Below are 25,152 nucleotides of genomic sequence, written 5' to 3' on the forward strand. Positions count from 1 at the left end.
AAAACATAAAAGATGCTTCGAAAAAAATGAAAGAAGAATTTGAAGAGTTTCGGACTTCTGCCCAAGGTTTGGTAAAAACTATTGTGGAGGCTGGTATGGAATTGGTAAGTTTGGCCAAAAACAGAGTTGAAGATTCGGTTAGTACTTTTGGTGGTAAGGCTAAGGCCTTTGGTGCCAAAGCTAAAGAAGCTGCCGATAACCCCGAAGAAGCCGTTGCCGAACTTAAAGAGGAAGCCGCCACCGCCAAAGAACGCTTGCAAAAAAAGATTCAGAAAGTTGCCTCCGAAATTCGGGCGCGCTTTGACACCCCCAGCCGTAAAGAGTATAAAAAACTGTTGAAACGTGTTAAAAAACTTGAAAAAAAGATAGACAAACTTAATAATGGCGAAGCGACTAAAAGCGAGAATGTAGTGACTGAATAGTTTGATGCCCTAATTTTTAAAGATGTTTACCGTTATCTGGTGGAATATTTTATATTTTCCGGATAACGGTATTTTTTTCTCAAAGGTGTTGGGTATTTCTGATATCTAATATCCGGAGGAAAAAAAATTATGTTAGAATCAATTTTGCTCTTGTGGTCATTTAGTTCCGGATAACAGAGACAAAAAAACGAAGTTCTAAAATCATGTTTGTCTTCAATTATACTCAAACAACCACTAACTAACAAGTATTAACACAATACCCGCATACAGTACAAGTTCTGTATGCGGGCATTTTTATTTATTCAATTATGGATTTATCCTATTCAGCGCAAATAAGTATTAAATTATTTCGACAAGTCCATAAAGGGTTTTTCGCTGTCGGGGGTATGATCCGGATTGGGTGGGGTTACTAACATTTTATAAAAAAAGTAAACGGTAGCAACCGTAACCAAACCCATTGAAAACAGCATCATTAATAAAGCAGATGTATTCATATAATTTATATTATTGTTATTTTATTCTTTTTATTCTGTTGTAATAGGTCTTCCTTGTTTTAGTCGTTTATAATAAGCAACGCGCACTAAATAAGCTACACCAACAAATACGGCCAGCAATAATAAGCGCGAAGCTACTACGTAGGGGCTTGAGAAGTCGGTTATTTTTTTAAAAAGATCGGGCAAGCTAAATACAAATACAGCCAATAAAAATAGTGGTGTAATATATTTTATGACAATTTTAAAAACTTCGGGAATTTTTATGTCGGCTCCGCGGTTAAGTTCGTCCCAACCTTTATTGATGCCAAATATCCAGGCAAATAAAATGATTTCGAAGAGCGCAAATACTACCAACGAAACAGTTCCGGCCCAATAGTCGAACTCGTCAAAAACGCCTTCGTTAAAAAACAATACGGTGGGCAAGCCCAATACAAGCACTACCGCCCCAAACGCCCAGGCAGATGGTTCGCGTTTCCAGCCAAACTCGTCTTGCATAAATCCCATACACGGTGTACCCATAGCCAAAGAGGAAGTTATGCCGGCAAAAAACAGCAATCCAAACCACATAACACTTGATATTAAGGCTAAAAATGGCCCCCATTGCTGGAACAAATAAGGCAAAGTGCGAAAACCAAGACCTAAGCCGCCGTTTTGTGTTAATTCAATTACTTTATCAATACCCAAATAACCTACCGATATAGGGATAATAATTGCGCTGCCCAATACAACTTCTACAAACTCGTTCATCCATCCGGCACTCATTGAGTTTAAGGCAATATCGTCGTTAGCGCGCACATACGAGGCATAACATTGGATACTTCCCATGCCTACTGATAAAGTAAAAAATATTTGCCCGGCTGCAGCCAACCAAACTTTTGGACTCCAAATACTACTAAGGTCGGGTGTCCATAAAAAGTTAAGCCCCATGGTGCCGGGGTTAACAGCGCCATCTACGCCGGGTGTAAGCATAACGGCCTTAATGGCCAAAAATATGCCAAATATAATGAGCAAAGGCATTCCAATGCGGGCTACCACCTCAACACCACCACTTAACCCGCGCGACAAAATATAGGTATTAAGTAACAGGCAAAGAAGCCAAAAGATAATAGGCATCATATTGTGCAAACTTACATAGCCATCAAACATAGTGCCTACCTGCTCGGCTGTTTTGCCGCCAAACTCGCCCATAACTGATTGGTAAATATAGCCAAGTGTCCAGCTTTCGAGGTAGCAGTAGTAAGCTGCCACGGCCAAATTGGTAAAAATGCCAAAAACACCTATATATTTCCATAAGCGTTGTTTGCCCCCCATAGCGGCTAAAATAAATGGGGTACTGTGGTGACCATGTTTACCGCCGTAACGCCCCATACTCCATTCGACAAATAAAAGCGGGATGCCCATTAGTAAAAAACACACTAAATAGGGAATAATAAAAGAGCCGCCGCCGTTTTGTATGGCCTGTACCGGAAACCGTAAAAAATTACCTAAACCTACGGCATTGCCCGCCATGGCCAGCACCAGCCCTACCCTGCTGCCCCATGCTTCGTTGTTTGTACTGTTTGTTGTCATTGATATATTTATGGTTACTAACTTATTTTTTCCCTGTATAGCGTACTTGCCAATATGGGGTTTTACATTAAGGCCTAAAAGTAGTAACTTTAATTTGTTCGGTTGAGTTTTTTTTTGTAATAGTTATTTTTTTTTACAAAATAATTAAAAAATAATATTTTTAACTAATGGGCTTAAAGTGCATTTATGGCTATTTAAAACTGCTATTTTTGAAGCGCGGATTTCATAGATGGCGCATTCAAATCACGAAATACATTAAAATATTATCCGGATTGTTTGAAAGTTTTTAGACAGCCGTACGTCAGGTCATCTCCTAAGCGTGTTAATTTTCGACAAATTTAGGCAATTAACTTTAAACAGCGGCGATTTATGGCCTTGTTTTTTTGCGGTTAATAAATCCGGAGTAAATATATTTTGAAGTGGGTTGTCTTAATTTTATCCGGAGAAAGGACAGGGCGTCAATTTATCCGGAAAATGCCTTATTCAGTGCGCTCGGTCATTGCATCTGTTTTTTCACCTAAAAACTCTACCCATGCTTCCTTTAAGCATGGGTAATGTTTAGCTGCTTCAACCAAGTTCATAAAAGCCAAAAGGTTGGTTTCAAATCGTTGCTGTAAAGTTTCATCGGCAATATTGCCTTCGGGCGTAAATGCTTTATGATTCCATTTTTTATTCTTTTAAAATTTTCTCAATTCTTTTGTCTGGCACTATCCACATTATAGCGACGATTAAATAAAGAGCAAAACTAATTAATGGTTGAAAAAAAGATAATGCTATGCCTAAAATATACAGCACCAATGAGCTATTTATACGTTTGTCGCCACTATATACTTTCCCTAAATTTGAGTTTTTTCCTTCGCTTTTTAGGATAATAAAAATTAGAATTTTGAATGATAAGGCTGCCATAAATAAAACAAAACCATACAATGCTATCGGGTTTGGCTGAAATTCATGTTCTCCCATCCAAGCAGTTGTGAAAGGAAAAAGTGAAAGCCAAAAGAGCAAATTTAGGTTAGCCCATAAAATAGTGCCATTTACTTTATTAACGGCATGTAATAAGAGCCCTTTTACAAAGGTGATGGTTGTTCCAGTAAATACCTACATATATAAAGCTCAAAATGTACGACACAAAAATAGGCATCATTGGTTGTAATGCTTTAAAACTAACTCCTTCCGGTATTTTTAGTTCAAGCACCATAATTGTAATAATAATGGCAAGCACCCCATCGCTAAAAGCTTCTAATCTTCCTGTTTTCATAATTATTCTTCTAAATAGCCAAATTTACCTTTATTAAAATCGTCAAACGCTTGTATCAATTCCTGTCTTGTATTCATTACAAAAGGTCCGTGCGCGGCAATTGGTTCGTTGATTGGTTCTCCACTTAAAATTAATACAATAGCATCTTCTGTTGCCTGAATTGTAAAATCTTCGCCATCATTAGCCATCAATACAAAATTGTTTACCGGTGCTGGTTCTGAGTTGTTTACGGTTATACTTCCTTCAATTACAAGCAAAGCTGTATTGTAGTTTTTAGGGAAGGTAAAATCTTCATTAGCACCTTTTTTTAGTTTTGCATTTAAAAGATGTAAGGGCGTAAAAGTAGCGGCACTACCATTTACATTTTTGTGTTTTCCTGCTATAACTTCAATTTCGCCGAAGTTATTCTCCAAAACATACCTGTTTATTGTAGCATTTTCTAATGATTGATATTTTGGCTTACACTCATTTTGTCTTTGGCTGGTAAGTTTACCCAAAGTTGTACCCATCTGAAAATCGCCTCCTTTTTTACTCCATTCTTTTTCGTGAAATTCTTTGTGCAAAACACCACTTGCGGCGGTCATCCATTGCACATCGCCCTCGCCAATAATACCGCCACCTCCGCTACTATCGTGGTGCTCTACTTTGCCTTTGTAGGCAATAGTTACCGTTTCAAAACCACGATGCGGGTGAACGCCAACACCTCTTGGTATATCGCTTGGTTCAAAATAATATTTGGAATTGTAATCCATCATAATAATTGGATTCATTCGTTGCATATCAAGTCTGTAAGCACTTGGTATAAAATTGTGTACTCTAAATCCATCACCAACAAAATGTGGTTCTCTTGGACTTGCTACTAATTCTACTGATTTTGTTGCCATTATTTAATTATTTTAAAATTATGGTACAAAGGTATGGGCATTTAAAATACTGTGCATTGATGTATGGTAAGAAGTCATTTTTTGAAATATTTTGTTGCCAAATCTTTTCTTACTCTGCTCAAACTTTCTGGTGTAATACCCAAATAAGAAGCAATTAATATTTGTGGCACGCGAAGTGTTAGGTCGGGATAAATTTTTATAAAATCTAAATAGCGTTCTTCGGCACTTGCCCCTAAAAGGCTATTAATTCTCTTTTGTAAATGTCTGATATGATTATGTAATAGCTTGTTGTTAAACTCTAAAAAACTTTGATTTGTCTTTGAAAGTTGCAATATAAGTTGCTCGTCAAGTAGGTAAACCGTTGTCGGTTCAATAGCTTGTATAAAAAAAGAAGATGGCTGCTTGAAATAAACACTCTCTCTGTCTGATACAAACCAACTTTCGGGTGCAAATTGGATGATGTGCTCTTTACCTTTGTCGTCTATTGAATATTGCCGCAATAAACCACTTTCAACAAAAAAACTATGCTTACAAAACTCACCTGCTCTTAAGAGAAATTCATTTTTAGCGAACGTCGAACTTTTACAATTTAAAATAATTTGTCCAATAGTTTCCTTGTCAAGGTCGCTGTTCGAAGTCAAATAATCTATTAATGTAAATCTGTTCATAGTTTACGAAATATTTCTTAGTTCAACAAATTTACAGCATAAGTTTCAAACAGTGGCAATTTGAGGTTTTGCTTTTTTTGTGCTTTAATAAATCCGGATGAATGAATAGGGTTAAAGGCAAAACCTTCCACAAAATTATAATCTTCTTATAAATCCGTATAATACCCTTGTAAAGATTGTTTTGTATGTTCAGTTAAAAATAAATTAACTTTGAAAAAAGAATCGGTTACTAAATCTTAAAAAACTAAAACTTAGTAACCGATTATTATACTTTTTAAAAGTCAGTTCGCAAACATACCACTATATTGCGTCCGGGTGCACTAATGCCCGAGGCAAAATGGCGGTAGCGGGTATCGAGTAGATTTTCAATGCCTACTTGTAATTCTAAGGCTTTTAACAACTGGTATGATGCACGCAAGTTAAACGTCATCCAGGCAGGCATACCCTCGGCGGTGGCAGATTCTTCGTTGTCCTCACCATAGGGATTATAGTCTTCAATATGTTTCCATCCGTTGTAAAGCATATAAAAGGCTGTGTTAAGTTTTTTATCGCGTGTATTCCAGCTAATTTCGGTTTTACCAAATAACGGTGCAACGTGGTCAAGTGGCACAAAATCGGTAGCCTCCTTGCGTTTTACCCGTCCATAGGTGGTGCTAAGCATGGTATTAAACCGCCATTGGTCAGCAAACTGCCAAGCCAAAGCCCAACTGGTACCATACACGTAACCCTTTTGCGCGTTTTGATTGGCGGTTACCACACTCATAACATCATCGTACATAATACTATCTTGCCCATTGAAGGTAAATGGCGCAGTATTAATGGCATTGGTGAGCAAAGTATAAAATCCTACAACTTCGACATCAAATTTGTTGTTGATGGTTTTACGCAAGTTAAGTTCAAAGTTTTTAGTGTATTCGGGTTTAATATCCGGATTAGGAACTACAACTGCACCCGGCTCGCTATCAAAAACTTTGCCCATATCATCAATATTTGGCACTCTAAACCCAGTCGAAAACAGTCCGGCAATATGCCAGCCATTTTGGGTATTATACACCAAACCCAACGAACCACTAAGCGCGCCATTATTTTGTTTTACCTCACCCACATCTAATTTATAAAAAGTGGTATCGTCAAAATTGGCCTTTATTTGGGTAATGGTGTATCTAAGACCGCCTTGTAAACGCCAGTTATCGCTTAAACGCCAATGGTCAAAAGCATAGGCCGCCGCCGAAGTGTATTGGCTGCCGCCCGACGGGTAACGGGTACTTTGTGGCTGTACTTCGCCGGTTTTTACATGCACCTTGTTAGCAGTTGAACGCACATCGTTCCAAGCGGCTTCAAGTCCAAAACTAAGGGTATGTGTGCCTAAAGTTTTTTTAGCATCGGCATCGGCAAAAATTACTTTCACGTTTTCATTTCTGTTATTTTGAAACGACGAGTTAAAATTGCGGTCATGCCTGCTTTCTTTGATGTTTTGGTATGATAAGGTAAATGCAGTTTCATCGGCAAAACCAACCTGCACCGCTCTGAATTGGTAATTAGCCAGCAGCGCTTTTTCGGGTCCGTAATACCAAACAGCACGGCGGGGCAGGCCCCCTTTTCGTTCGCTTAGGCGGTCGTAGCGCGGTATGTTATTAGTGGTGCTATAATAAACCTGAAAATTGTGTGAAATCTGCTCATTGGCCTGTATCCGGAATTTTTGCGTAAAATTATATTGCTTGTATCCGGATGCAATTTGCCGCAAAGGGTCATCGTTAATCAATGTAGTATCCACATCATTAATTCGAGCAGCATAATCATAACAAGCCCAAAGGCTATCGTTGGCATTTTTGTATAAAAAATTGGCATTTTTGCCTTGGCGCAAGTCGTCAAAGCTGCTAACGGTAGCGCTTGTAATGCCTGCCCATTTTTTGGCTCCGTAATTAAAGTTGGCATTTACTGTAAGCTCGTTGGCAGCCGTTCCGTAACGGGCATAGGCCTGGCCATTGAGTTTTAGGCCATCATTTTGGTTTAACGCGGGGCGGCGGGTAATAAAATGCAATACACCACCTAAGGCATCGCTACCGTAGGCTACCGAACTGGGGCCGTAAACCACCTCAATGCGGTCTAATTGATTTTGGTCTATGCGCAATACGTTTTGTAAATGGCCGGCGCGGTAAATGGCATTATTAAGGCGCACACCATCTAAAACCAGTAAAACTCTGCTCGCTTCAAAGCCACGCAAAACAGGGCTTCCGCCCCCAAGTTGGCTTTTTTGCACAAACACCTTGCCCGATGCGGTCAATAGCTCAGCAGCCGTGGGTGCATTGGTATTTTTTACTTCGGTGGCATCTATACGCAAAATCTGCTGGGGCAGGTTGCGGCGTTCCTCGGCAAAACGATTGCCCGAAATGACCACCTCGTTTAGCATCTTTGATGTATCGGATGCGTGCTTGTCAGATGAAGTATTTTGAGCTTTGGTAGGCAAGCAAAAAATAAACAACGTACAAATGATAAATAATTTAATGAAATAATTTTTATTCATTGAAATAAATAATTTTTTTGAATTAGATAAAATAAGATAATACACGTCTATTTCCGGATGTCTTTACATTGCTGTTTGTTAAAACAGATATGCTATTGCATACGGAAAACAAAACGCGAAAGAACTACAACAAACTCGATTAAAGTAAAATAAAGTTTATTTGGCTGTAGTAATACTATTTTAGCTAATATTTTCGGGTGGAGGCGAAGGTGGTGTTTGTGCGCGCGATAATTCCTTTAGGAAAAATCCGGAAAAACAAGTAATTTGGTTTAAATCATCCGGATACTTTATAGGTTTAAAGCAGTTGTATCCGGAAAAAAAGGCATCAACCCAAAGCATATCCGGAAGAAAAACACGGGTTTGCCCTTGGTGTGATAGCGGAGTTTTAGAGGACGATTTAGAAGGAGCAAAAGAATTGGTCTCTTTTTCTAAATAGGCTTGTTCTTCGGCATCGTGCCATAAATGGTAGGTTATGCTATCGCCGGCTTGTTGCCTGTATTCAACATCGTAGAGTTTACCCTGATAATAAATTTCAAAATTTACCGGATACGTAACTGGTAAAGTTAGGCAAATATGCCGGTCGGGGTATTTACTTTTAAGCTGCCTTTTTTTTTCTCTTTTTCTTTGTGGTTGCCAATATCGTAATAGTAAGCCCGTCTTTGCCAACTGTTTTTATACACAGCTATATTGTAATTTATTACGCTATAATAGGCCAAACTGCTGCCCAATACTAATAGTAAACATACAATAGCTAACAAGGGACGGTATGGAAACAATTGCGGCAAACTAAATTAAATGGTTTTATGGAATTGGCGTAGCCCGTTTTGCAAAGCATTTGCCAAGGCATAAACATCGGCAAAAGTATTGTAAAGTGGTACTGGTGCAACCCGAATTACATTTGGTTGTCGCCAATCGGCAATTATGCCTTGTTGGGTTAGGTAATCGAATAGTTGGCGGCCATAGTCAGGTTGTGTTAGTATTGACAGTTGGCAGCCTCGTTGTGCAGTATCATTGGGGGTTATTATTTGTAAAGGCGGCGGCAAATTACTTGGGTACTGGGCGTTAATTTGAGCAATACAAAAGTCTAAATAATTTGTTAGTTGAATACTTTTTGTTCGTAGGTTTTCGATGCCCGCGCGGTCAAAAATTTCGAGGGCGGCGCGGTGAGCAGCCATGGGCAAAACTGGGGCATTGCTTAATTGCCATCCGGCGGCACCGGCTTGGGGTTCAAAGTTTGGGGGCATGGTAAAGCGTTGCTTTTCATCGTTTCCCCACCATCCGGCAAAGCGGGGCAAGGGATTTTGTGTGTTTAAGCCATGTTTTTCGTGAACAAAAACGCCGCTAACGCCTCCGGGTCCACTGTTTAAGTATTTGTAACCACACCAAGCGGCAAAATCTACACCCCATTGGTTTAACAAAAGTGGTACATTTCCTGTAGCGTGGGCGCAATCCCATCCGGCATAAGCCCCTGCTGCGTGGGCAGCCTGCGTAATTTTTTCCATCTCAAACCATTGCCCTGTATAATAATTAACAGCACCAAACAATACTAAGGCCACCGTATCTTTATGTTGATTGATAGTAGCACAAATTTGTTGGGTTGTAAGTGTGTTTTCTCCGGGCAGGGGTTGTATTTCTATAACGGCATCATGGGGGTCAAAACCATGAAAGGCTGCCTGGCTGGCAACGGCATATTTATCGGAAGGGAAGGCGGGCGACTCAATAATAATTTTATATCGCTGGGGTGTTGGGCGGTAAAAACTGGCCATCAACAAATGTAAATTTACGGTTAAGGCGTTCATTACTACCACCTCGTGAGGTTTTGCACCCACTAAGTTTGCAGTAGCCTGGGTTAAAAAATGATGGTAATAAAACCATGGATTTTTACCTTCAAAATGGCCTTCAACACCTAAATTTGCCCAATCAGTAAGCTCATCTGCAATATATTCGCGGGTGGTAACGGGTTGTAATCCTAATGAGTTGCCACAAAAATAATGCACCAAATTGCCATTCGGCTGCTTGGGTATATGAAATAATTTGGCGTAATTGTGCAGTGCGTCGGCTTCGTCTAAGTTTTGGGCGTATTGAGCTGTAAATTTATAAGCTGGCAACATAACAAATAGTGTATGCTTGTTTATTTAGGAAAGGCAAAGGTATGAAATTTGCCTGGTTATTGGTGGGTAGTTTAAATTTATTAATTTCAGTGCGTATTTTGTTCCGGATAAATTGCATGGTTTGTTGTTCGTTTTAAATTCAGTTGCTGTTGTTATTTTTTTAGCCTCAACTAATAAAAAGTATCTAATTTTGGGTTTATGTTGTCTTGTCATTTACAAAAGAATTACCTCAGGTTTGGTTTGGTAGCTTATTTTTCTTTATTTTTAATACTGTGGGCAAAAGCGCAAACACCCAAGATAAATCAATTGAAATACGAGAATTACCGCGAACGATTCTTGCGTTATTTTGTATTTGTTCCCGATAGCACCGACTTAAAAATTTGGCCTTGGGAAGCGGGTGGATATTGTTTGCCAGCCGATGTTCGCAGTTTTGATGGCTATAATACGGCTGTCCGTTGGGCCGATACGGAAGTTAATTTAGGCACTTACTGGGCAGTGTTGGCTACCGAAGCACGTTTATATCAGCAAAATAATAAGGCAAAACAATGTGCGGCTACCCTGCACGAGCTTAATTTAGCCTTAGATGCCTATTATAGATTAGATGAAAAAGCAGAGCAATATTTTGGTGAGCCAAAAGGCGAAATTAACGGTTTTTTTATTCGGGATGACGTATCTTATCTATCCGGAGAAAATGGGCAACCTAACTATTTTACCCAACATTTTTTACCGGATACCGCTCTATCTCTTACAAAATCATCGGGTATATTTATCGTAAGCGACTGCGGGGCATTGTGGGCATCCGCCCTGTGTTTATTTGGACGAACAAAACCCCAGCCAAAACCCTCATTGTGGCCAAGCTCCGTCGTATTGCTTTTACACCTCGCTCGACCAAACCATTCATTTGCTTCATGGTTTAGCTATCATAAAAGCTTGTTTGCCAAACGAAACTCAAATTAGGCACAAAACAAAACAAATTGCCCAGGCACTTCGGCAATATTGGTTAAATGCCTGTCCTGCCGAAGGTTGCGGAATATTAAACCATGGGCCTGCTTATAACCCAGTAACGGGGCAGCAATGCCAACATTGGGGCAATTTTTATGGGTTTGGTTATGCCATAGTAAAAGCTGCCGATTTTATTGTTGGCGACACTACACGCAATATTCCATGTCAAGGGCAATGCGGCTGGCAATTAACAAACAATAGGCTTTGCTTGAGCACCTATAATTGCCACATGAAAACAGCAATAGCTGCGGCAAGTGGTATATCACCACAAATAAACAACCGCAATCCAAAAGCGTTTGTAAAATTTGCCTTTGCCCGTAATTGGCCAGTATATGCGCTTAGTTATTGGTTGGTGCATGGCGAACAAAACGAAAAAAATCACAAAAAAGCCTTTTCAACAAAACAAATTAATGAAATTAAGCAACTATTAAATACCGCCCCTGCACAAGGCCCGTTTAACTTCATGGAAACTCAAAATAATACGATGCAATATTATCTAAGCCCAAGCATAGATACCGACGAAATAGGCCCCAATGGCTGGGCAGCTCCAAGTCGTTGGGGCAGTAGCAAGGCACACCAGTTTGGGCAAATACCGCCCAAAGTACCCGGACAATACAACGGCCTTGATTATATGCTGCTTTATAATTTGACAAACTTGGTTTTGCCACAATCTTTTGAAGATTAAACAGTAATTTTGAATTGAACTTTTTTACCTAAATACTAATTTAACCTCTAAGTCTGTATGATATTTATTTTTCACCAACAATCCTTAATCTCCAACCATACTATGCGCCTTCAATTCCGCCACGTTTTAAGCATTTGTTTAATTGCTCTAAGTTTAATTGCCTGCAACAAGCAGCCCAAAACACCTGCCAATACCAACAACAACGTGGCACCAACCACACCAAACGTCAGTACCAATACTGCCAATAATGCCGACACCAATGCAACACCAGCAAACAAGGCATTGCCCCCGCCTAAACCCGAAACAGTTTTATTACAAAAACCCACCGCGCAACTAACCCCAGCCGAAATAAAACAAGTCATTACCCGCCGTGCCAACGAAGCCCTGTCGTTATTAGTAAAACACGACTACCAAAAATTAGAACCTTATATTCATCCGCAAAAAGGCCTGCGTTTTTCGCCTTATGCTCATGTTGATTTAAAAAACGATATTGTTATTTCGGGGCAACAGTTAGCACGTGCCGCAAGCGAACCTCGTAAATATCAGTGGGGCTACTACGATGGCAGTGGCGAACCTATGAAATTTACTATTAACGACTATTTTTCCAAACACCTTATCCGGAAAGATTTTTACCGTAACGCCACTAAAATTGGTTATAACGAGGTTATTGGCACGGGTAACAGCATCAATAATCGAAATAAAATTTACCCTAACACACTTCAAGTTGAATATTATATGGATGGCTCGGAAAAATATGGCGGCATGGACTGGCAAAGTATTTGTTTGGTTTTTGAACTATATGAAAATCAATATTACTTAGTTGGCATTATTAACAACCAATGGACTTCGTAGTCATTTTTAAGGTGTTTTTAAGCCTAATTCCGGAAAAAATAGCCCGATAATAAATAGTATTTGCTAATTTTCGCACTTCATTTATCCAACTAATCATCTCTAAACGAAAATTATGCCTTCACTTTTACCTAAATCAACTAAAAAGAACTGGTTTTTATTGGCCCTACTTATACCTATTGCCATTTTTGCAGCAACAGGTATAAACTGGTTAGTACAAAACTCAATCTCGTTATCCTCATTAAAACCCAGTACCTACCAAACAACAGGTGCGGCTTTGGGCGTTGGCAACAAAGAAGATAAATTTGCCCGTTTTACTTGGGAACACCGGCGCACTGCCGACCCCAATACCGGAAAAATTCCGACAGGCATACGCACACAAGAAATTGCTTTTGTACAAGCTTTAAAACAAAAACAACAAAATCGTTCTAACAAAACAGCTTCGGGTATTGACACCTTAGAATGGTTGTCGCGCGGGCCGCACAATATAGGTGGGCGCACCCGTGCATTAGCCCTCGATGTAACTGACCCTAATATTATGTTGGCCGGAAGTGTATCGGGTGGGATATGGCGCAGCGAAGACGCGGGCAATTCGTGGACAAAAGTTTACGGCACGGACTCTTATCCGGGAATTACTTGTTTGGTACAAGACACTAGGCCCGGACATACTAATACTTGGTACTGCGGCACCGGCGAAGCCTACGGCAACTCGGCCGGCGATGTAGGTGCTTATTATTTGGGCAATGGTATGTATAAAAGCATCGATGGCGGCATTACCTGGGAGTCGTTAAAAACAACGGCATCGGCCAGTATTGAAACTTTTGACCTTACTTGGGATTTAGTTTGGAGTTTGGCTGTTGACGTATCAGCTCCGGACTCGTTGGACGTGGTTTACGCCTCTACCACCTATGGCGGAATTTACCGGAGTATAAACGGAGGGCAAACCTTTACAAAAGTATTAGGCAAAGGTGCAAGTACTGCCTATTTTGCCGAGGTAATTTGTACGCCGCAAGGGGCTGTTTATGCCACACTTAGCGATGATGCAACCGAAAAAGGTATTTGGCGAAGCCCCGATGGCACTACTTGGACAAAAATTACCCCCACCGATTTTTCGGCAGCTTATAACCGTATTACCATGGCTTATAGCCCTCAAAACCCCAACGATGTTTATTTTTTGGGTGTAACTCCCGGAGGCGGCAAAACAACCTACAATTATAGGTTTGAGCCAGAGCAAAACAGCCTTTGGAAATACACCTATTTATCCGGAAACGGAAGCGGAGCAGGTGGCTCGTGGCAAAACTTATCCGATAATTTATACGTTGGTCCTTACCGATTTGACGATTTTAACGTACAAGGCGGCTATAATTTATTAATTGCTGTTAGCCCCCACGATCCCAATGTGATTGTTATTGGCGGTACTAACCTTTACCGCTCAACTGATGGGTTTACTACCCCAAATAATTCCCGCATTCTGGGCGGCTATGGCGAATCAACTGATTTGCCCCTATTTTTATCGTGGGAGAACCACCACCCCGACCAACACGTGGTATTATTTCATCCAAACGAGCCAAACACACTGATAAATGGCAACGATGGTGGCCTTTATCGCACTAACAACTTTTTTGCCGATACCGTTGAATGGGACAATATTAACAATGGCTATATAACCACTCAATTTTATACTGTAGCTATTAACCATGCCATACCTAACAATATAATTATAGGTGGCTTGCAAGATAACGGCACCCGCTACACCGGCAGCGCCGACCCTACCTTTTATTGGCCTTTGTCGTTTAACTACGACGGCGCCTGGTGTTTTGTTCCAGACAATGGGCAATATTTTTATTTTTCGACCAATGGCGGCAAAATTATTAAAATTAAATTAGATGAAGCCGGCAATATGACCGATTTTGTAAGGGTTGACCCCATTGGCCCCGCAGAAGAGGATTATTTATTTATTAATCCTTTTATGATGGATCCGGTAAAAAATGAAGTTTTATACGTACCTACGGCTCACCGGATTTGGGTAAACTACGGCACTGATGTTATTCCGTTTAACAACAAATTCGACTCAACAGCTTTAAACTGGGGTAATTTGCCCGATACTATTGGTTTTGCCAACACCCGGATATCGGCTATTACTTGCAGCACCAAACCTGCTCACCGTTTATATATTGGCACCGGCGTTGATAGTTTTACGCCGGCATCAGGTGGTAGGCGCGTTTATAGGGTTGATAATGCGCTGTCGGGCTTGCCTAAAATGGTCGAAATTACCGGTACGGCCTTTCCACAAAAGGGCAACGTAAGTTGTGTAGCCACCGACCCCCGCGATGCCGATAAAGTATTTGTAGTTTTCTCGAACTACGGCGTTTATAGCTTGTTTTACTCAGAAAATGGCGGCGAAACATGGGATAAAGTAGCTGGCAATTTAGAGTCGAATAGCGTAGGCACAGGGGCCGGCCCCTCGCTGCGCTGGCTTCATGTTATGCCGCTTGGTGCAGATAGCAGTGCTTATTTTTTGGGCACCAGCGTTGGTTTGTACTACACTAACACGCTTGATGGCCTTAATACCGAATGGCAACACCTGGCCTCTGAAAGTATAGGTCAAACTGTTGTTGAAATGATTGACAGCCGCTCTGTGGACAGCCTGATTGTGGTTGGCACGCATGGCAATGGCGTTTATAGTGCTAATACCCCCGCCGACTGGAATGTGGGTGTAAAACCGCCACTTAATACCCCCGCACCAAATATTGAGTTAAAAGCTTACCCTAATTTGGTTAGCAATAATAACGGGCAGTTTACCCTCTCGATTCGTTTACCCGAAAACAATAAGCAAGCAAAAGTAATTGCAACATCGGGCAATGGCCAGCAACAACAACTATGGCAAACAAGTTCGGGCAGTGGGCAATACAACATACCAATTACCACCTGCGATTGGGCAAAGGGCGTACATTATATAACCTTATACACAAATAAGGCTAAAAAAACGATTCCGGTAACAATATGGTAAGCAAAACTTAGTTCTTATAAAGCAAATTACAAAATAGAAACTTCTGTTTTTCAATGAGTAGTTTTCAGCTCAAGAGCCTTACACCGTATAGGTTTAACGTGTAAACAGGGGCTTGTTTTACGCTATTTTTTGCATTTTTTTTCTTTGGATAAGGTGTGGACGTGAACCTATTTTTGTGTTGTCAATCATTTGTATTATTTCCACTCCCAAAAAACGTAATATGTTTGCACGTAGTAATTTTTTATTGCCCTTATTTTTAATTTGTTTTGCCTTATTTGCCTGCGAAAAAAACAGTACCGACCCCGACGAACCACAACCATCTACAAAACTGCCATTTTTAGGTAAATGGATACTTGAATATAGTTCGGTTGAGTTAAAATTTGCAGATGGCCATGTTCAATCCGGAAAAATTGAAGGAGATGGTCAAATGTTTATCACCTTTAATGAAGGTAGTAAAACAAATGAGGGCAGTTTTACCTCTTCCTCTATTGACGGCAGTACTTTTACTGCAAATGGCAATATGCCACCTTAGAACCAAACGCTTTAGATTTGTACTTTCCAAATTCAGACGGCACACAGGGGGCTTTGTTTCGTTTGGTTACCACCGCAACCGATAAAAGCCTTATTTTAGAATCGTTTGACAAACATTGTAAGCTTATTTACGAAGTAAACGATTTAAACGATGGCAACAACACAGTTTCGGGAGGCCATATAAAAGAGGTTTATAAAAAATAAGAACCACCAAATACAATTTTCAATTATCAATTATCCATAATTTATGAAACATAGTCTGCTTCCAATACTATTACTATTTTCTTTACTTACTTTAGTTGGCATCAATAACCATCAAGCTTTTGGTGCAATATATTACTGCTCGCCATCGGGCAACGACAATACCGGCAATGGCAGTCTTAGTAAACCTTACCGCAACGTTGAACGAGCGCTGCAAGATATGACCGCCGGAGACGAACTGCAATTGCGCGATGGCAATTACGAAAGCGACGAGATTAGAATTGAGCTAAACAATATTACCATAAAAAGTTATCCCGGAGAATGGGCTGTGATTACCGCCCCAACTGATATTGAAGACGCTTCATCGTGTATATGGTACAACGAACCCGATGTGCAAGGCGGATTGCTTGAAAACCTCGAAATTGTAGGTGGTTATTATTATGGTATTAAATTTGAAACCAACTGGGACTGGGGCTTAGGTGTACAATATGGGGTGCGCAATATTACTATCCGGAATTGCGTGATACACGACACAGGGCGCGACTGCCTTAAAATTACCCCCGGCTGCGACCAAATCCACATCTTAAATTGCACCATTTACAACTCGGGGATTGGCCCCAGTAATTTACCGCAAAACGGAGGCCCTAATGCCGAAGGTATAGACAACGTAAACGGCAGCAATATGATTGTACGGAATAGTTATTTTTACAATATTAGCACCAACGGTTTATACGCTAAAGGCGGCGCAAAAAATGCCCTTATTGAAGGTAATTTGTTAATGGATATTGGCGAAGGTGGCATTTTTGTAGGCTTTGATTGCGATGCCGAATGGTTTGATACAAAAACAAACCCTAATTACCACGATTGTATTGATTGCATTGTGCGCAATAATATGGTTGTAAATACCGGTGGCGCCGGATTGGGCTTTTGGGGTTCGCAAAACAGTAGTGCCTATAACAACACAATTATTACAAAATCGGAATTGTACCACGCGCCGCTTTATTTTACAGCAGCAAGTATTTGGGTAAGCGACACCTATACAGCTACCCCTGCCAATAATAACGTAAAGGTGTTTAACAATATTTTTATTGACCAATCGGGAACGGGTGATGAAGATTATACCGCAGAGGTGCGCGAAAATTCTTTATCCGGAAATACTGAAATTAGCAATAACATATATTTCAAAAAAGCCGGAGCTGCCAGTTTTCAGTATAATGGCAATTGGCCGGCCTACACTTTTAATGAATGGAAAACTTTAAACTTCGATACCAACGGCTACGAAACCGACCCTGCCTTAAACGCCCAATACCATTTAAGCAACAGTAGCCCAGCTATTGACAAAGGTTTGGCTGTACCCGGCAGCACCACAAACGACTACGATGGCAATACCCGCGATAATCTTCCGGATATTGGTGCTGACGAGTATGGCGCGGGTGTGCCTTTGCCCATAAAACCGTTGGTAAAAGCGGGCACCGGCTCAAATTTAGAAGTAGGTTATGGCGCTGTTTACCCAAAAACAACAGCAGAAAACATGCTTAAAATTACTCAATTAGCTGATAAGTACGTAAAAATAAACAGCAAACACCCAATAAAAATAGTGCACTTATACAATGCGATGGGGCAATTAGTAGGTAAAGTAAATGCAAACAACCTGCTTGAAATTAATTTGCCGCTAAAACCGAGTGCTAACCAAATTAATATTCAAAGCGGGCAATATGTTGTGGTTTGTAATTTGGCAAACGGGCAAGTAATAAGCAAAAAACAGGTTTTATTGTTTTAAGCGCGGGTCAAGGGCGTCGGTTAGCCCCTCGCCTATGAGATTAAAAATAGTTACCGTAAAAAATATAGCTAATCCGGGGAATAATGCCAACCACCATGCTTTAAAATTGGCTCGGGCTAAATTTAACAACGACCCCCATGTAACTTCTTCGGCGGCAACGCCTATACCCAAAAACGACAAAAATGCTTCGGTTAAAATGGCCGAGGCAATACCAAAAGCAATTGTAATTAATACGGGCGTTAAGGCATTGGGTATAGCATGGCGCAAAATTATGCGCAACTCCGGAAAACCCATTGCCTGCGCCGCTTCTATATACTCTAAACTGCGCACGCGCAGCAATTCGGCACGCATAAAACGGGCAATACTTGTCCACGAAATTAAACCAATAATAATCATAACGTTAAAAATAGAAGGCTTGGTTAAGGCAACGATAGACAAAATGAGCAATAATCCGGGGATGGCATTTAAAACTTCAATGAGGCGCATCACTAAAATATCGATGGCAATAGGTATTTTTTTAGCAAGAACGGGTATTTTTTTTAGCGGAACGACAATCAAATTGGCAAGCGCAATACAAGCAATAAAAATAAAAAATCCGGATAAAATTGCACTAAAAAAACCATCGGTAAAAGCGTTTCCGCGGGCAATAAAGCCATAAAAAAAACCGATGAATATACCCAACAAAGTCAAAATTATACGAACGCGCGAAACAGCAAACCGAGTATCGCCAAAATACCCCGCCATAGCACCTAAAATTACCCCAATTAAAGTTGCGATAGACATAGCAACAATACCTACCATCATTGCAATACGAGTGCCTGCAATCATTCCGGCGGCAACATCGCGCCCAAGTTCGTCGGTGCCTATCCAATGCCGCCAACGCCACGATTTTAGGTCTTGTTTGCCAAACGGACTAACAAAATCGCGGTTTTTTTTGTCTAAAGTGGTAGCCGAATAAGGAATAAGGGCAAACCAAGCCCAGTCATAATTATGTTCGTCCCAGCACTTTACAACAAATTTTTCATCCCAAGCGGTTATGCCCAAATTTACGGCATATTGTTTAAGCACCGGAAAATGTATTTGCCCATCTAATTTGCAAATAATAGGACGCTCGTTGGCAATAAAGTCGGCAAAAATGGCGATACAAATTAACACATAAAAAAACCGCAGTGACCAAACGGCTAATTTATTTTTGCGGAACTGCCTTTTTACATTCGCCCCAAAACTTTGATCAGTAGGTTTTTGTTGCTGCAGGGCTTGCTCGATACGCTTGGTTTGTTTTTTTCCGAAGAACATAATTATACAATATATAAAATAAATTGGGCAATTTTTAAAACTAAAAAACTTATTAGTTCGTCTATTTTCCTTTCCCGCCATACGACACACGCGGGTCGGCAAAAGCATATAAAATATCGGCTACTAAATTTCCTATCATGGTTAAAATGGCGGCAAACATTAAAATGGTAAACACTACTGGCCAGTCGCGGGCACTAATTGAATCGATGGCAAGTTTACCCATGCCCGGAATACTATAGATAACTTCGATGGTTACCGCCCCGGCTATAGCTGCCGGAAAAATATAGGCAAACAAAGTAATGATTGGGAAGAGCGAATTGCGGAAAGCGTGTTTCCACGTTATTGCCTTTTGCTCAAGTCCTTTGGCGTAGGCGGTTCTAATATAATCTTGCCGGATAACAGTTAGCATGCCGCCGCGCATTTGCCTCGATATAAAAGCAAACGAGCCATAGGTAACGCAAAAAATAGGCAGTATAAGGTGGTATAAAATATCGGCAAATCTGGTAAAAAATGGGGTTGATTTAGGTAAATCGGTAATACCTCCGGTCGGAAACCAGTCTAAAAATGGGCTATACTCGGCAGTTGTTAAAAATACAATTAACATTGTGCCAATCCAAAAATTAGGCAACGAATACAACATAAACAAGCTGGTGGTAACTATGCGGTCGTAGGCGGTGTCTTTTTTTATGGCAGTTGTAACGCCAATGGGTATGGCAATAAGATAGGCCAATAAAATAGAAATAACATTAATTAGCAGTGTCCAGCGCAGAGCGTCCCAAATTTTGCTGGCAACGGGTCGGCTATCCATGTACGAGGTGCCAAAATCACCTACAAAAAACGCCGAAATCCATTTATGATATTGATTATTTAACCCGTACCAATGTAAAGCCGGATAATAATGTTTTTGAGGCGTTGTTTTTTGCAACATATTGGTATTGGCTTGTATTACCTCATTTATTGCAGTTTTGGTTTGGGTATCGGTTATTATGGTATCATTAAGCAAGGTTTGTAAACTTTCAATGCCAAGTTTGCGCAAATTATCTTTGTGGGTAATCAACAATTCTTTGGTGTTGCGCAGTAAGGTGTTGCGCTGGGTATATAAGGCACTGTCGGCGGGGTTATTGGGTAGTTGGGCGGCTTTAATTTCTAAGTTTCGAAGCGCATTATAATATTCGGCTATTTGAGGCCAGTTGCCGTACTGCCCAATTAGGTTGCTTAACGTTTCGCGCTCAATCTTTTTGGCAACCTTGTGTAAGGTATCCGGATAAGCGGCGGAAGTTAAGGCACAGTAAAAATTAGGAAGGTCTAAATTTAATCTCTTAGCTACTTCCTCATATCGCCCCGACCTGGCCTCTTGGTTACTTTCGGCACCACCCTGCCCTTTTAGCAATAATTCAACGGGGTCGCCAGGTGCTAATTTACTAAGGGCAAAAGCCACTAACGAAATAACCAACAAGGTGGGTAAAAATAAAAACAGGCGTTTTAAAAGGTATTTAAACATAACAAACTACTGCTGTATAATTAGAGATAAAAATTTTATTCTATTTGAACGCTACTACAATCTTAAGAAATACTTTTTTTAAGTTAATCAAAATTGTATAATTTACTGTGTTGCAGTGGCAAGTTTAAATCCTTTTTCGTCGTAACCAGGGCGGTTCATGGAGGGTTCGGCGTTGGTAAAACGTTTGTGTACTACATTGCGTCCTTTGGGCGAGTAGATAAAAATATAAGGCTGGTCGGCAGCAATTAGCTGTTGAATTTTTTTGTAGAGTTCGTTGCGTTTAGTTTCATCTAAGGTTACCCTTATTTCTTCAATTATTTTATCCGATTCGGCGTTGCCAAATCCTACATGGTTATTTCCATCTGGCGAGTCAGATTCGGTATGCCAAATTTGTTTTAAATCATCTAAGGAAGGTCCTTGAATCCATCCTTGGCAAGCTATCATATAATCGCGGCGTTTAATGTCTTCTAAATAAAGTGTCCATTCGCGGCCTACCACTTCAATTTCAATTCCGGCGCGTTTGGCATTCTCTTTCATTAAAATTCCAATACTTTTTCGGGTATCGTTGCCGTTGTTGTATTTAAATTCCAATTTCATTTCTACTTTTTCGCCGTTAACAATTTTATCGGCTATACCGTTGCCATCAGAGTCTTTCCATCCGGCTTCGGCCAATAGGGCTTTTGCTTTTTCAACATCAAATGGCACATCGGGAATTGACTTGTCGTAATAATCTTTAAACGGGCTAATTGGGCCGGTTACCGGTTGCGCCATACCTTTCATTAAATTATCAATTATTTCTTTTTTATCAACTAAATGGGCTAAAGCTTTCCGCACTTTTGCGTCTGCCAATTGTGGTTTTTTGCGGTTCATAGACAAATACACATACGAAAGCTCATTGGGTTCTTGAATTTGGAAGTGTTGTTTGAATGTTTCGTTGTTTTTCAGCTCTAAAAAGTCGTTGGGCCGTATTGATATTGCCACATCTAACTCATGGCCTTTGAGCGCGGTAACCGCTGTTGTCCAATCCGGAATTGGTTTATACACAATACGTTCGGGGTGGGCATAAACAGCATCGTTTGGCACTTTGTCGCCCCACCAATCTTTTTTGCGTTCTAAAATCAGATATTGCCCGGTTTCCCACTCCACTTTTTTGTAAGGGCCGCAACCTACTACCCCATCTTCGCGCATAAATTTTGGGCTTGTAAATGCAGTTGCAAATTCATTAATTTTGGGGTCATTTTCGAGGGTTTGTTTGCTTTTAGGGTCGTCTAACTGTTTGATGGTATAATTTTTCATAATTCCGGATGGGTCATAAATTTTTTCCGGAAGCACGTAACCGCTGCTAAATTCTTCGGCCAATATATAACGTTGTTTGCTAAAGACGGTAAATTTTTTAGGGTTCTGTGGGTCAATCACAATATCGTTTATAAACTCTAAATATGGGCGCAACGAGGCGCAACTGGTTTTTGGGTTTTTAACAGCTTTAATCGTAAACAAATAATCGCTGGCTAAAACCGGCGAGCCATCATCCCAAGTAGCTTCGGGGCGTATTTCGTAAGTTAACGACATGCCGTTTTTGTATTCGCCGTCATTAATTTCTTTAATTTCGGGGCGGGCAACAGCCAACCAGGGGCGTGGTTTGAGGGTTTTAAAATCAGTGTTTAGCAGTTGGGCAAAAATATTAAGTTCTACATAAGTGGCGTTGGCATCGGAGGTGGCAACGGGGTTTAAGCCTTCAATTTCGCCTAAATGGTGAATGGTAACGGTATTGCCGCCCTTTGTTGCTGACGCGCTGCCAGTATTGCCACCGCCACAAGCAGTTATAAAAATAGCTATCAAACATAAAATGGTAGCTGTAAATAGAGATTGATTTGTTTTGAAGAAAGTATTAATAAACATAAACAATAAATTTGCGTACTAAAACGATATACAATGATTGATAATTGAGAAATTAAGTGGGATTTTATTTTTTATCCGGATGTATTACCTCCGGAGCAGCATTAAAAGTTCGCCCAAAATTAAGTAAAATTTAGGCAATATAGGGCTATTAAAATATAAAATGCTTTGGCAACCATCAAATTACAAATTGTGAAGTATTGCAGACCGGTAATACAACCGGGCAGTTTCCTTTCAATGCTTATCCGGAAAAACGTCAGTTCTTATATCTGGCTACCTATTATTAGATAAAATTATTGTCCAAATTGTAAGTCTTTAGCTAAAATAGTTTGCTCCCATTTTATGTCGCCATTAACAGCTATGGCGGTAATTGTTAGTTGCCGGTTATTTTTGTCGCCACTAACAGTTAGCTTTGTAAAATTATTTTCGACCAATAACGTACCTGGCAGCCTGTTTGGATTATTGCCTTCGATGCCTTTACCTACATCTGCATACACCCCCGACGATAAGGGCGAACTGGTAATATCGTAAAGTGGGTACGCATTAGGCTGGTCTATTTTAATAATTTCGGTAAAATGCCTGTCGCCACTTAAAAATACCACGCCAGTTATTTTTTGGGCGGTTATAAAATTTAGCAGTTCGTTAAGTTCGGGGTATTGCGCCCAACATTCAAATTTATTAAGGGGGTTTAATGCCTGACTTCCGGTGGCAATAAATTTAAAACTAGCTTTCGAGGTAAGTAGTGCATTTTTTAGCCAGTTTAGTTGTTGACTACCTAAATAGGTTTTTGTGGGTCGGTGAAAAGTAGTTTTTCCGAGGCGCGGTGATAGCGGTCATCTATTAGAAAAAAGGCGCAATCGCTCCAGGTAAATTGGCCGTATGCACCTTTGTTATTGGGTTCACCGTAAGTTCTGTTGCCCCAGTAATTGCTGAATGTTTCTAAACTGGTAGCTTTAAACTCGTAGCTTAAATTGCTATCATTTGGGCCAAAATCGTGGTCATCCCATATAGCAAAATGCGGCCTCGATGCCCAAAAAGCTTGTAATTGAGGTATGGCCATATTGTGCCTATAACGGTAATTAATGCCCCATACCGAGCTATAATCAACTTCGCGCAGGTAAACATTATCGCCCAACCACAACATAAAATCGGAAGGCGTTTTTGCCATTGTTTCAAAAATTTCGGTTGTTCGTCCGTAGGGTTTGCCCGGTCTGTCGTAAATACTGTCGTTAATATAGGCGCACGACCCCATTAAAAATGAAAAATCGGGGGCGGGATTACGCCATTCCCATAAAGTTCGGGTTGTAAACTGTGTTGGGTACAAAAAATTTTGCCTTTTGCCATTTAGCCAAATCTCATAATTATAGGTTGTGGCCATGTCCAACCCTTCGAAGGTAATTTTTACCGGGGCATCTTTGCCCTTGTTTGGCCAGTCGGTAAGTATAATTTTTTCATAATTTTTAGCATCACTGTCTTTTTTCCAAAATCTAACTGCAATTTTTTTCGTTTTATCGGTTACACCTATTACTAATTGGGCTTCGCGGTGTTCGGTGTAGCCAAGTTTAGGCCCCATAAACAATAAGGCATTGTTATTTTTAAGCGTATTGTTTTGGGCTGCAAGCGTAAAACAAAGAAAAAAACAGATAAAAACAGAAGATAAAGAACGTAACATACAAAAAACGGTAAATTTTGGCTATCGAAACCGCAAAGTTAAAGTTATTTTTTCCGGATAAAAACAGTTATTCCATCTATTATGATTAGGCTTATAACATCGTCATTATCCGGAATAAAAAAATAGGCTGCCTAAAAATATTTACTAATGGCTTCCCTTAATAAAACAGTTGTACCTTTGCTCGGCAATTATTTAGCTCTTTCGTGTAATCATATTAAATTATACTACTATTTTATGCGTTTATTTTTATTGTCTTTGCTATTTTTGTTTACGCTTTGTACTTTATTTACGGTATCGGCCTGCCATAAAAAGGCAAAATCTATTGTAATTGAAAACATGTCGGCACAAATGAAAGCCGACCAAGACCTGATTGCCAAATACCTAAAAGCCCAGAAATGGAAAAAATACCAACACACGCCCACTGGTATTGTTTACCGCATTGATAAAGAAGGGGTTGGGGCAAATCCAACTATTAACAGCAAAGTTGAGGTTCATTACCGGGGCACCCTGCTTGATGGCAGCGAGTTCGACTCGTCATACGCACGGGGTCAAACCATAACATTTCCGCTTAAAAATTTAATTGTAGGCTGGCAACAAGGCATACCACTTTTAAAACCGGGCGGTAAAGGCACTTTTATTATTCCTTCAGAGCTAGCTTATGGCGGCAAAGCCGTAAACAATATTATTAAACCTAACTCGGTATTGGTTTTTGAGATAGAGCTTTTTTAAGCAGACAGGTAGCGTTTTAGATTAAAAAAAGCATAGTCCAGCTTATTTGCTTTTTATTTAGAGTTAACCT

18 protein-coding genes and 3 pseudogenes (1 of these 21 running past the window's edge) are annotated in these 25,152 nt (G+C 40.2%); 8 read left to right on the forward strand and 13 right to left on the reverse strand.

Annotation, left to right across the window (positions count from 1 at the left end; translation table 11 throughout):
- A protein-coding gene (locus tag IPI59_14985) for a hypothetical protein (GenBank protein MBK7528804.1) crosses the window boundary here: on the forward strand, window positions 1-422 show its 3' portion. It extends 127 nt beyond the left edge of the window; the window shows 422 of its 549 coding nt (coding positions 128-549); its start codon lies off the left edge, out of view; its stop codon occupies window positions 420-422.
- Between the two features lie 344 nt (window positions 423-766).
- On the opposite strand, the gene IPI59_14990 is transcribed toward IPI59_14985, so the two are convergent.
- The 8 genes and pseudogenes from IPI59_14990 to kynU form a co-directional block, all read right to left on the reverse strand.
- Window positions 767-916, reverse strand: a complete 150-nt coding sequence (locus tag IPI59_14990) for a hypothetical protein (protein ID MBK7528805.1) — start codon at window positions 914-916, stop codon at window positions 767-769.
- Between the two features lie 30 nt (window positions 917-946).
- On the reverse strand, window positions 947-2,485 hold the full coding sequence (locus tag IPI59_14995) for a sodium-dependent transporter (protein MBK7528806.1): 1,539 nt from the start codon (window positions 2,483-2,485) through the stop codon (window positions 947-949).
- A 669-nt stretch (window positions 2,486-3,154) separates the two neighbouring features.
- A pseudogene (locus IPI59_15000) lies at window positions 3,155-3,743 on the reverse strand (DUF1211 domain-containing protein).
- A gap of 2 nt (window positions 3,744-3,745) precedes the next feature.
- Window positions 3,746-4,627 (reverse strand): annotated as a pseudogene (locus tag IPI59_15005) (pirin family protein).
- A 74-nt stretch (window positions 4,628-4,701) separates the two neighbouring features.
- Window positions 4,702-5,295, reverse strand: coding sequence for a Crp/Fnr family transcriptional regulator (locus IPI59_15010; GenBank protein ID MBK7528807.1), 594 nt, complete (start codon window positions 5,293-5,295; stop codon window positions 4,702-4,704).
- Between the two features lie 274 nt (window positions 5,296-5,569).
- Window positions 5,570-7,777, reverse strand: a complete 2,208-nt coding sequence (locus IPI59_15015) for a TonB-dependent receptor (GenBank protein MBK7528808.1) — start codon at window positions 7,775-7,777, stop codon at window positions 5,570-5,572.
- 222 nt (window positions 7,778-7,999) lie between these two features.
- Window positions 8,000-8,485 carry a hypothetical protein gene (locus tag IPI59_15020; GenBank protein MBK7528809.1) on the reverse strand — a complete coding sequence of 162 codons (486 nt, stop codon included), beginning with the start codon at window positions 8,483-8,485 and terminating at the stop codon, window positions 8,000-8,002.
- Window positions 8,486-8,610: 125 nt separating this feature from the next.
- Window positions 8,611-9,930, reverse strand: coding sequence for a kynureninase (kynU, locus tag IPI59_15025; protein MBK7528810.1), 1,320 nt, complete (start codon window positions 9,928-9,930; stop codon window positions 8,611-8,613).
- An 814-nt stretch (window positions 9,931-10,744) separates the two neighbouring features.
- Between kynU and IPI59_15030 the strand changes: the two genes are divergently transcribed.
- The 6 genes from IPI59_15030 to IPI59_15055 all read left to right on the forward strand — a co-directional run bounded on the left by IPI59_15030 (window position 10,745) and on the right by IPI59_15055 (window position 17,988).
- Window positions 10,745-11,617, forward strand: coding sequence for a hypothetical protein (locus IPI59_15030; GenBank protein ID MBK7528811.1), 873 nt, complete (start codon window positions 10,745-10,747; stop codon window positions 11,615-11,617).
- 102 nt (window positions 11,618-11,719) lie between these two features.
- Window positions 11,720-12,469: a hypothetical protein gene (locus tag IPI59_15035; protein ID MBK7528812.1), complete on the forward strand. Its 750-nt coding sequence runs from the start codon at window positions 11,720-11,722 to the stop codon at window positions 12,467-12,469.
- A gap of 112 nt (window positions 12,470-12,581) precedes the next feature.
- On the forward strand, window positions 12,582-15,476 hold the full coding sequence (locus IPI59_15040; GenBank protein MBK7528813.1) for a hypothetical protein: 2,895 nt from the start codon (window positions 12,582-12,584) through the stop codon (window positions 15,474-15,476).
- 220 nt (window positions 15,477-15,696) lie between these two features.
- Window positions 15,697-16,008: a hypothetical protein gene (locus IPI59_15045; GenBank protein ID MBK7528814.1), complete on the forward strand. Its 312-nt coding sequence runs from the start codon at window positions 15,697-15,699 to the stop codon at window positions 16,006-16,008.
- Window positions 16,009-16,025: 17 nt separating this feature from the next.
- The gene (locus IPI59_15050) at window positions 16,026-16,211 is read left to right on the forward strand and encodes a hypothetical protein (GenBank protein ID MBK7528815.1); all 186 of its coding nucleotides are present in this window, start codon (window positions 16,026-16,028) and stop codon (window positions 16,209-16,211) included.
- Window positions 16,212-16,254: 43 nt separating this feature from the next.
- Complete coding sequence (locus IPI59_15055; GenBank protein ID MBK7528816.1) at window positions 16,255-17,988, forward strand: right-handed parallel beta-helix repeat-containing protein; 1,734 nt, start codon at window positions 16,255-16,257, stop codon at window positions 17,986-17,988.
- On the opposite strand, the gene IPI59_15060 is transcribed toward IPI59_15055, so the two are convergent.
- The 5 genes and pseudogenes from IPI59_15060 to IPI59_15080 all read right to left on the reverse strand — a co-directional run bounded on the left by IPI59_15060 (window position 17,977) and on the right by IPI59_15080 (window position 24,353).
- Window positions 17,977-19,284 carry an ABC transporter permease gene (locus IPI59_15060; protein MBK7528817.1) on the reverse strand — a complete coding sequence of 436 codons (1,308 nt, stop codon included), beginning with the start codon at window positions 19,282-19,284 and terminating at the stop codon, window positions 17,977-17,979. The two genes, IPI59_15055 and IPI59_15060, sit on opposite strands and share 12 nt — an antisense overlap.
- Before the next feature lie 61 nt (window positions 19,285-19,345).
- The gene (locus IPI59_15065; protein ID MBK7528818.1) at window positions 19,346-20,785 is read right to left on the reverse strand and encodes an ABC transporter permease; all 1,440 of its coding nucleotides are present in this window, start codon (window positions 20,783-20,785) and stop codon (window positions 19,346-19,348) included.
- Window positions 20,786-20,887: 102 nt separating this feature from the next.
- On the reverse strand, window positions 20,888-22,684 hold the full coding sequence (locus IPI59_15070; protein ID MBK7528819.1) for an ABC transporter substrate-binding protein: 1,797 nt from the start codon (window positions 22,682-22,684) through the stop codon (window positions 20,888-20,890).
- Window positions 22,685-22,974: 290 nt separating this feature from the next.
- Window positions 22,975-23,487 (reverse strand): annotated as a pseudogene (locus IPI59_15075) (alkaline phosphatase D family protein).
- A complete protein-coding gene (locus tag IPI59_15080; GenBank protein ID MBK7528820.1) occupies window positions 23,457-24,353 on the reverse strand; it encodes a hypothetical protein in 897 nt (298 codons plus the stop codon). The pseudogene IPI59_15075 and the gene IPI59_15080 overlap by 31 nt, the downstream one beginning before the upstream one ends.
- Window positions 24,354-24,587: 234 nt before the next feature.
- Here IPI59_15080 and IPI59_15085 point away from each other — a divergent pair, with 234 nt between their 5' ends.
- A complete protein-coding gene (locus tag IPI59_15085; GenBank protein ID MBK7528821.1) occupies window positions 24,588-25,082 on the forward strand; it encodes an FKBP-type peptidyl-prolyl cis-trans isomerase in 495 nt (164 codons plus the stop codon).
- Window positions 25,083-25,152: the final 70 nt, after the last annotated feature.

This window comes from Sphingobacteriales bacterium, assembly GCA_016706405.1.
Lineage (GTDB): Bacteria > Bacteroidota > Bacteroidia > Chitinophagales > UBA2359 > BJ6.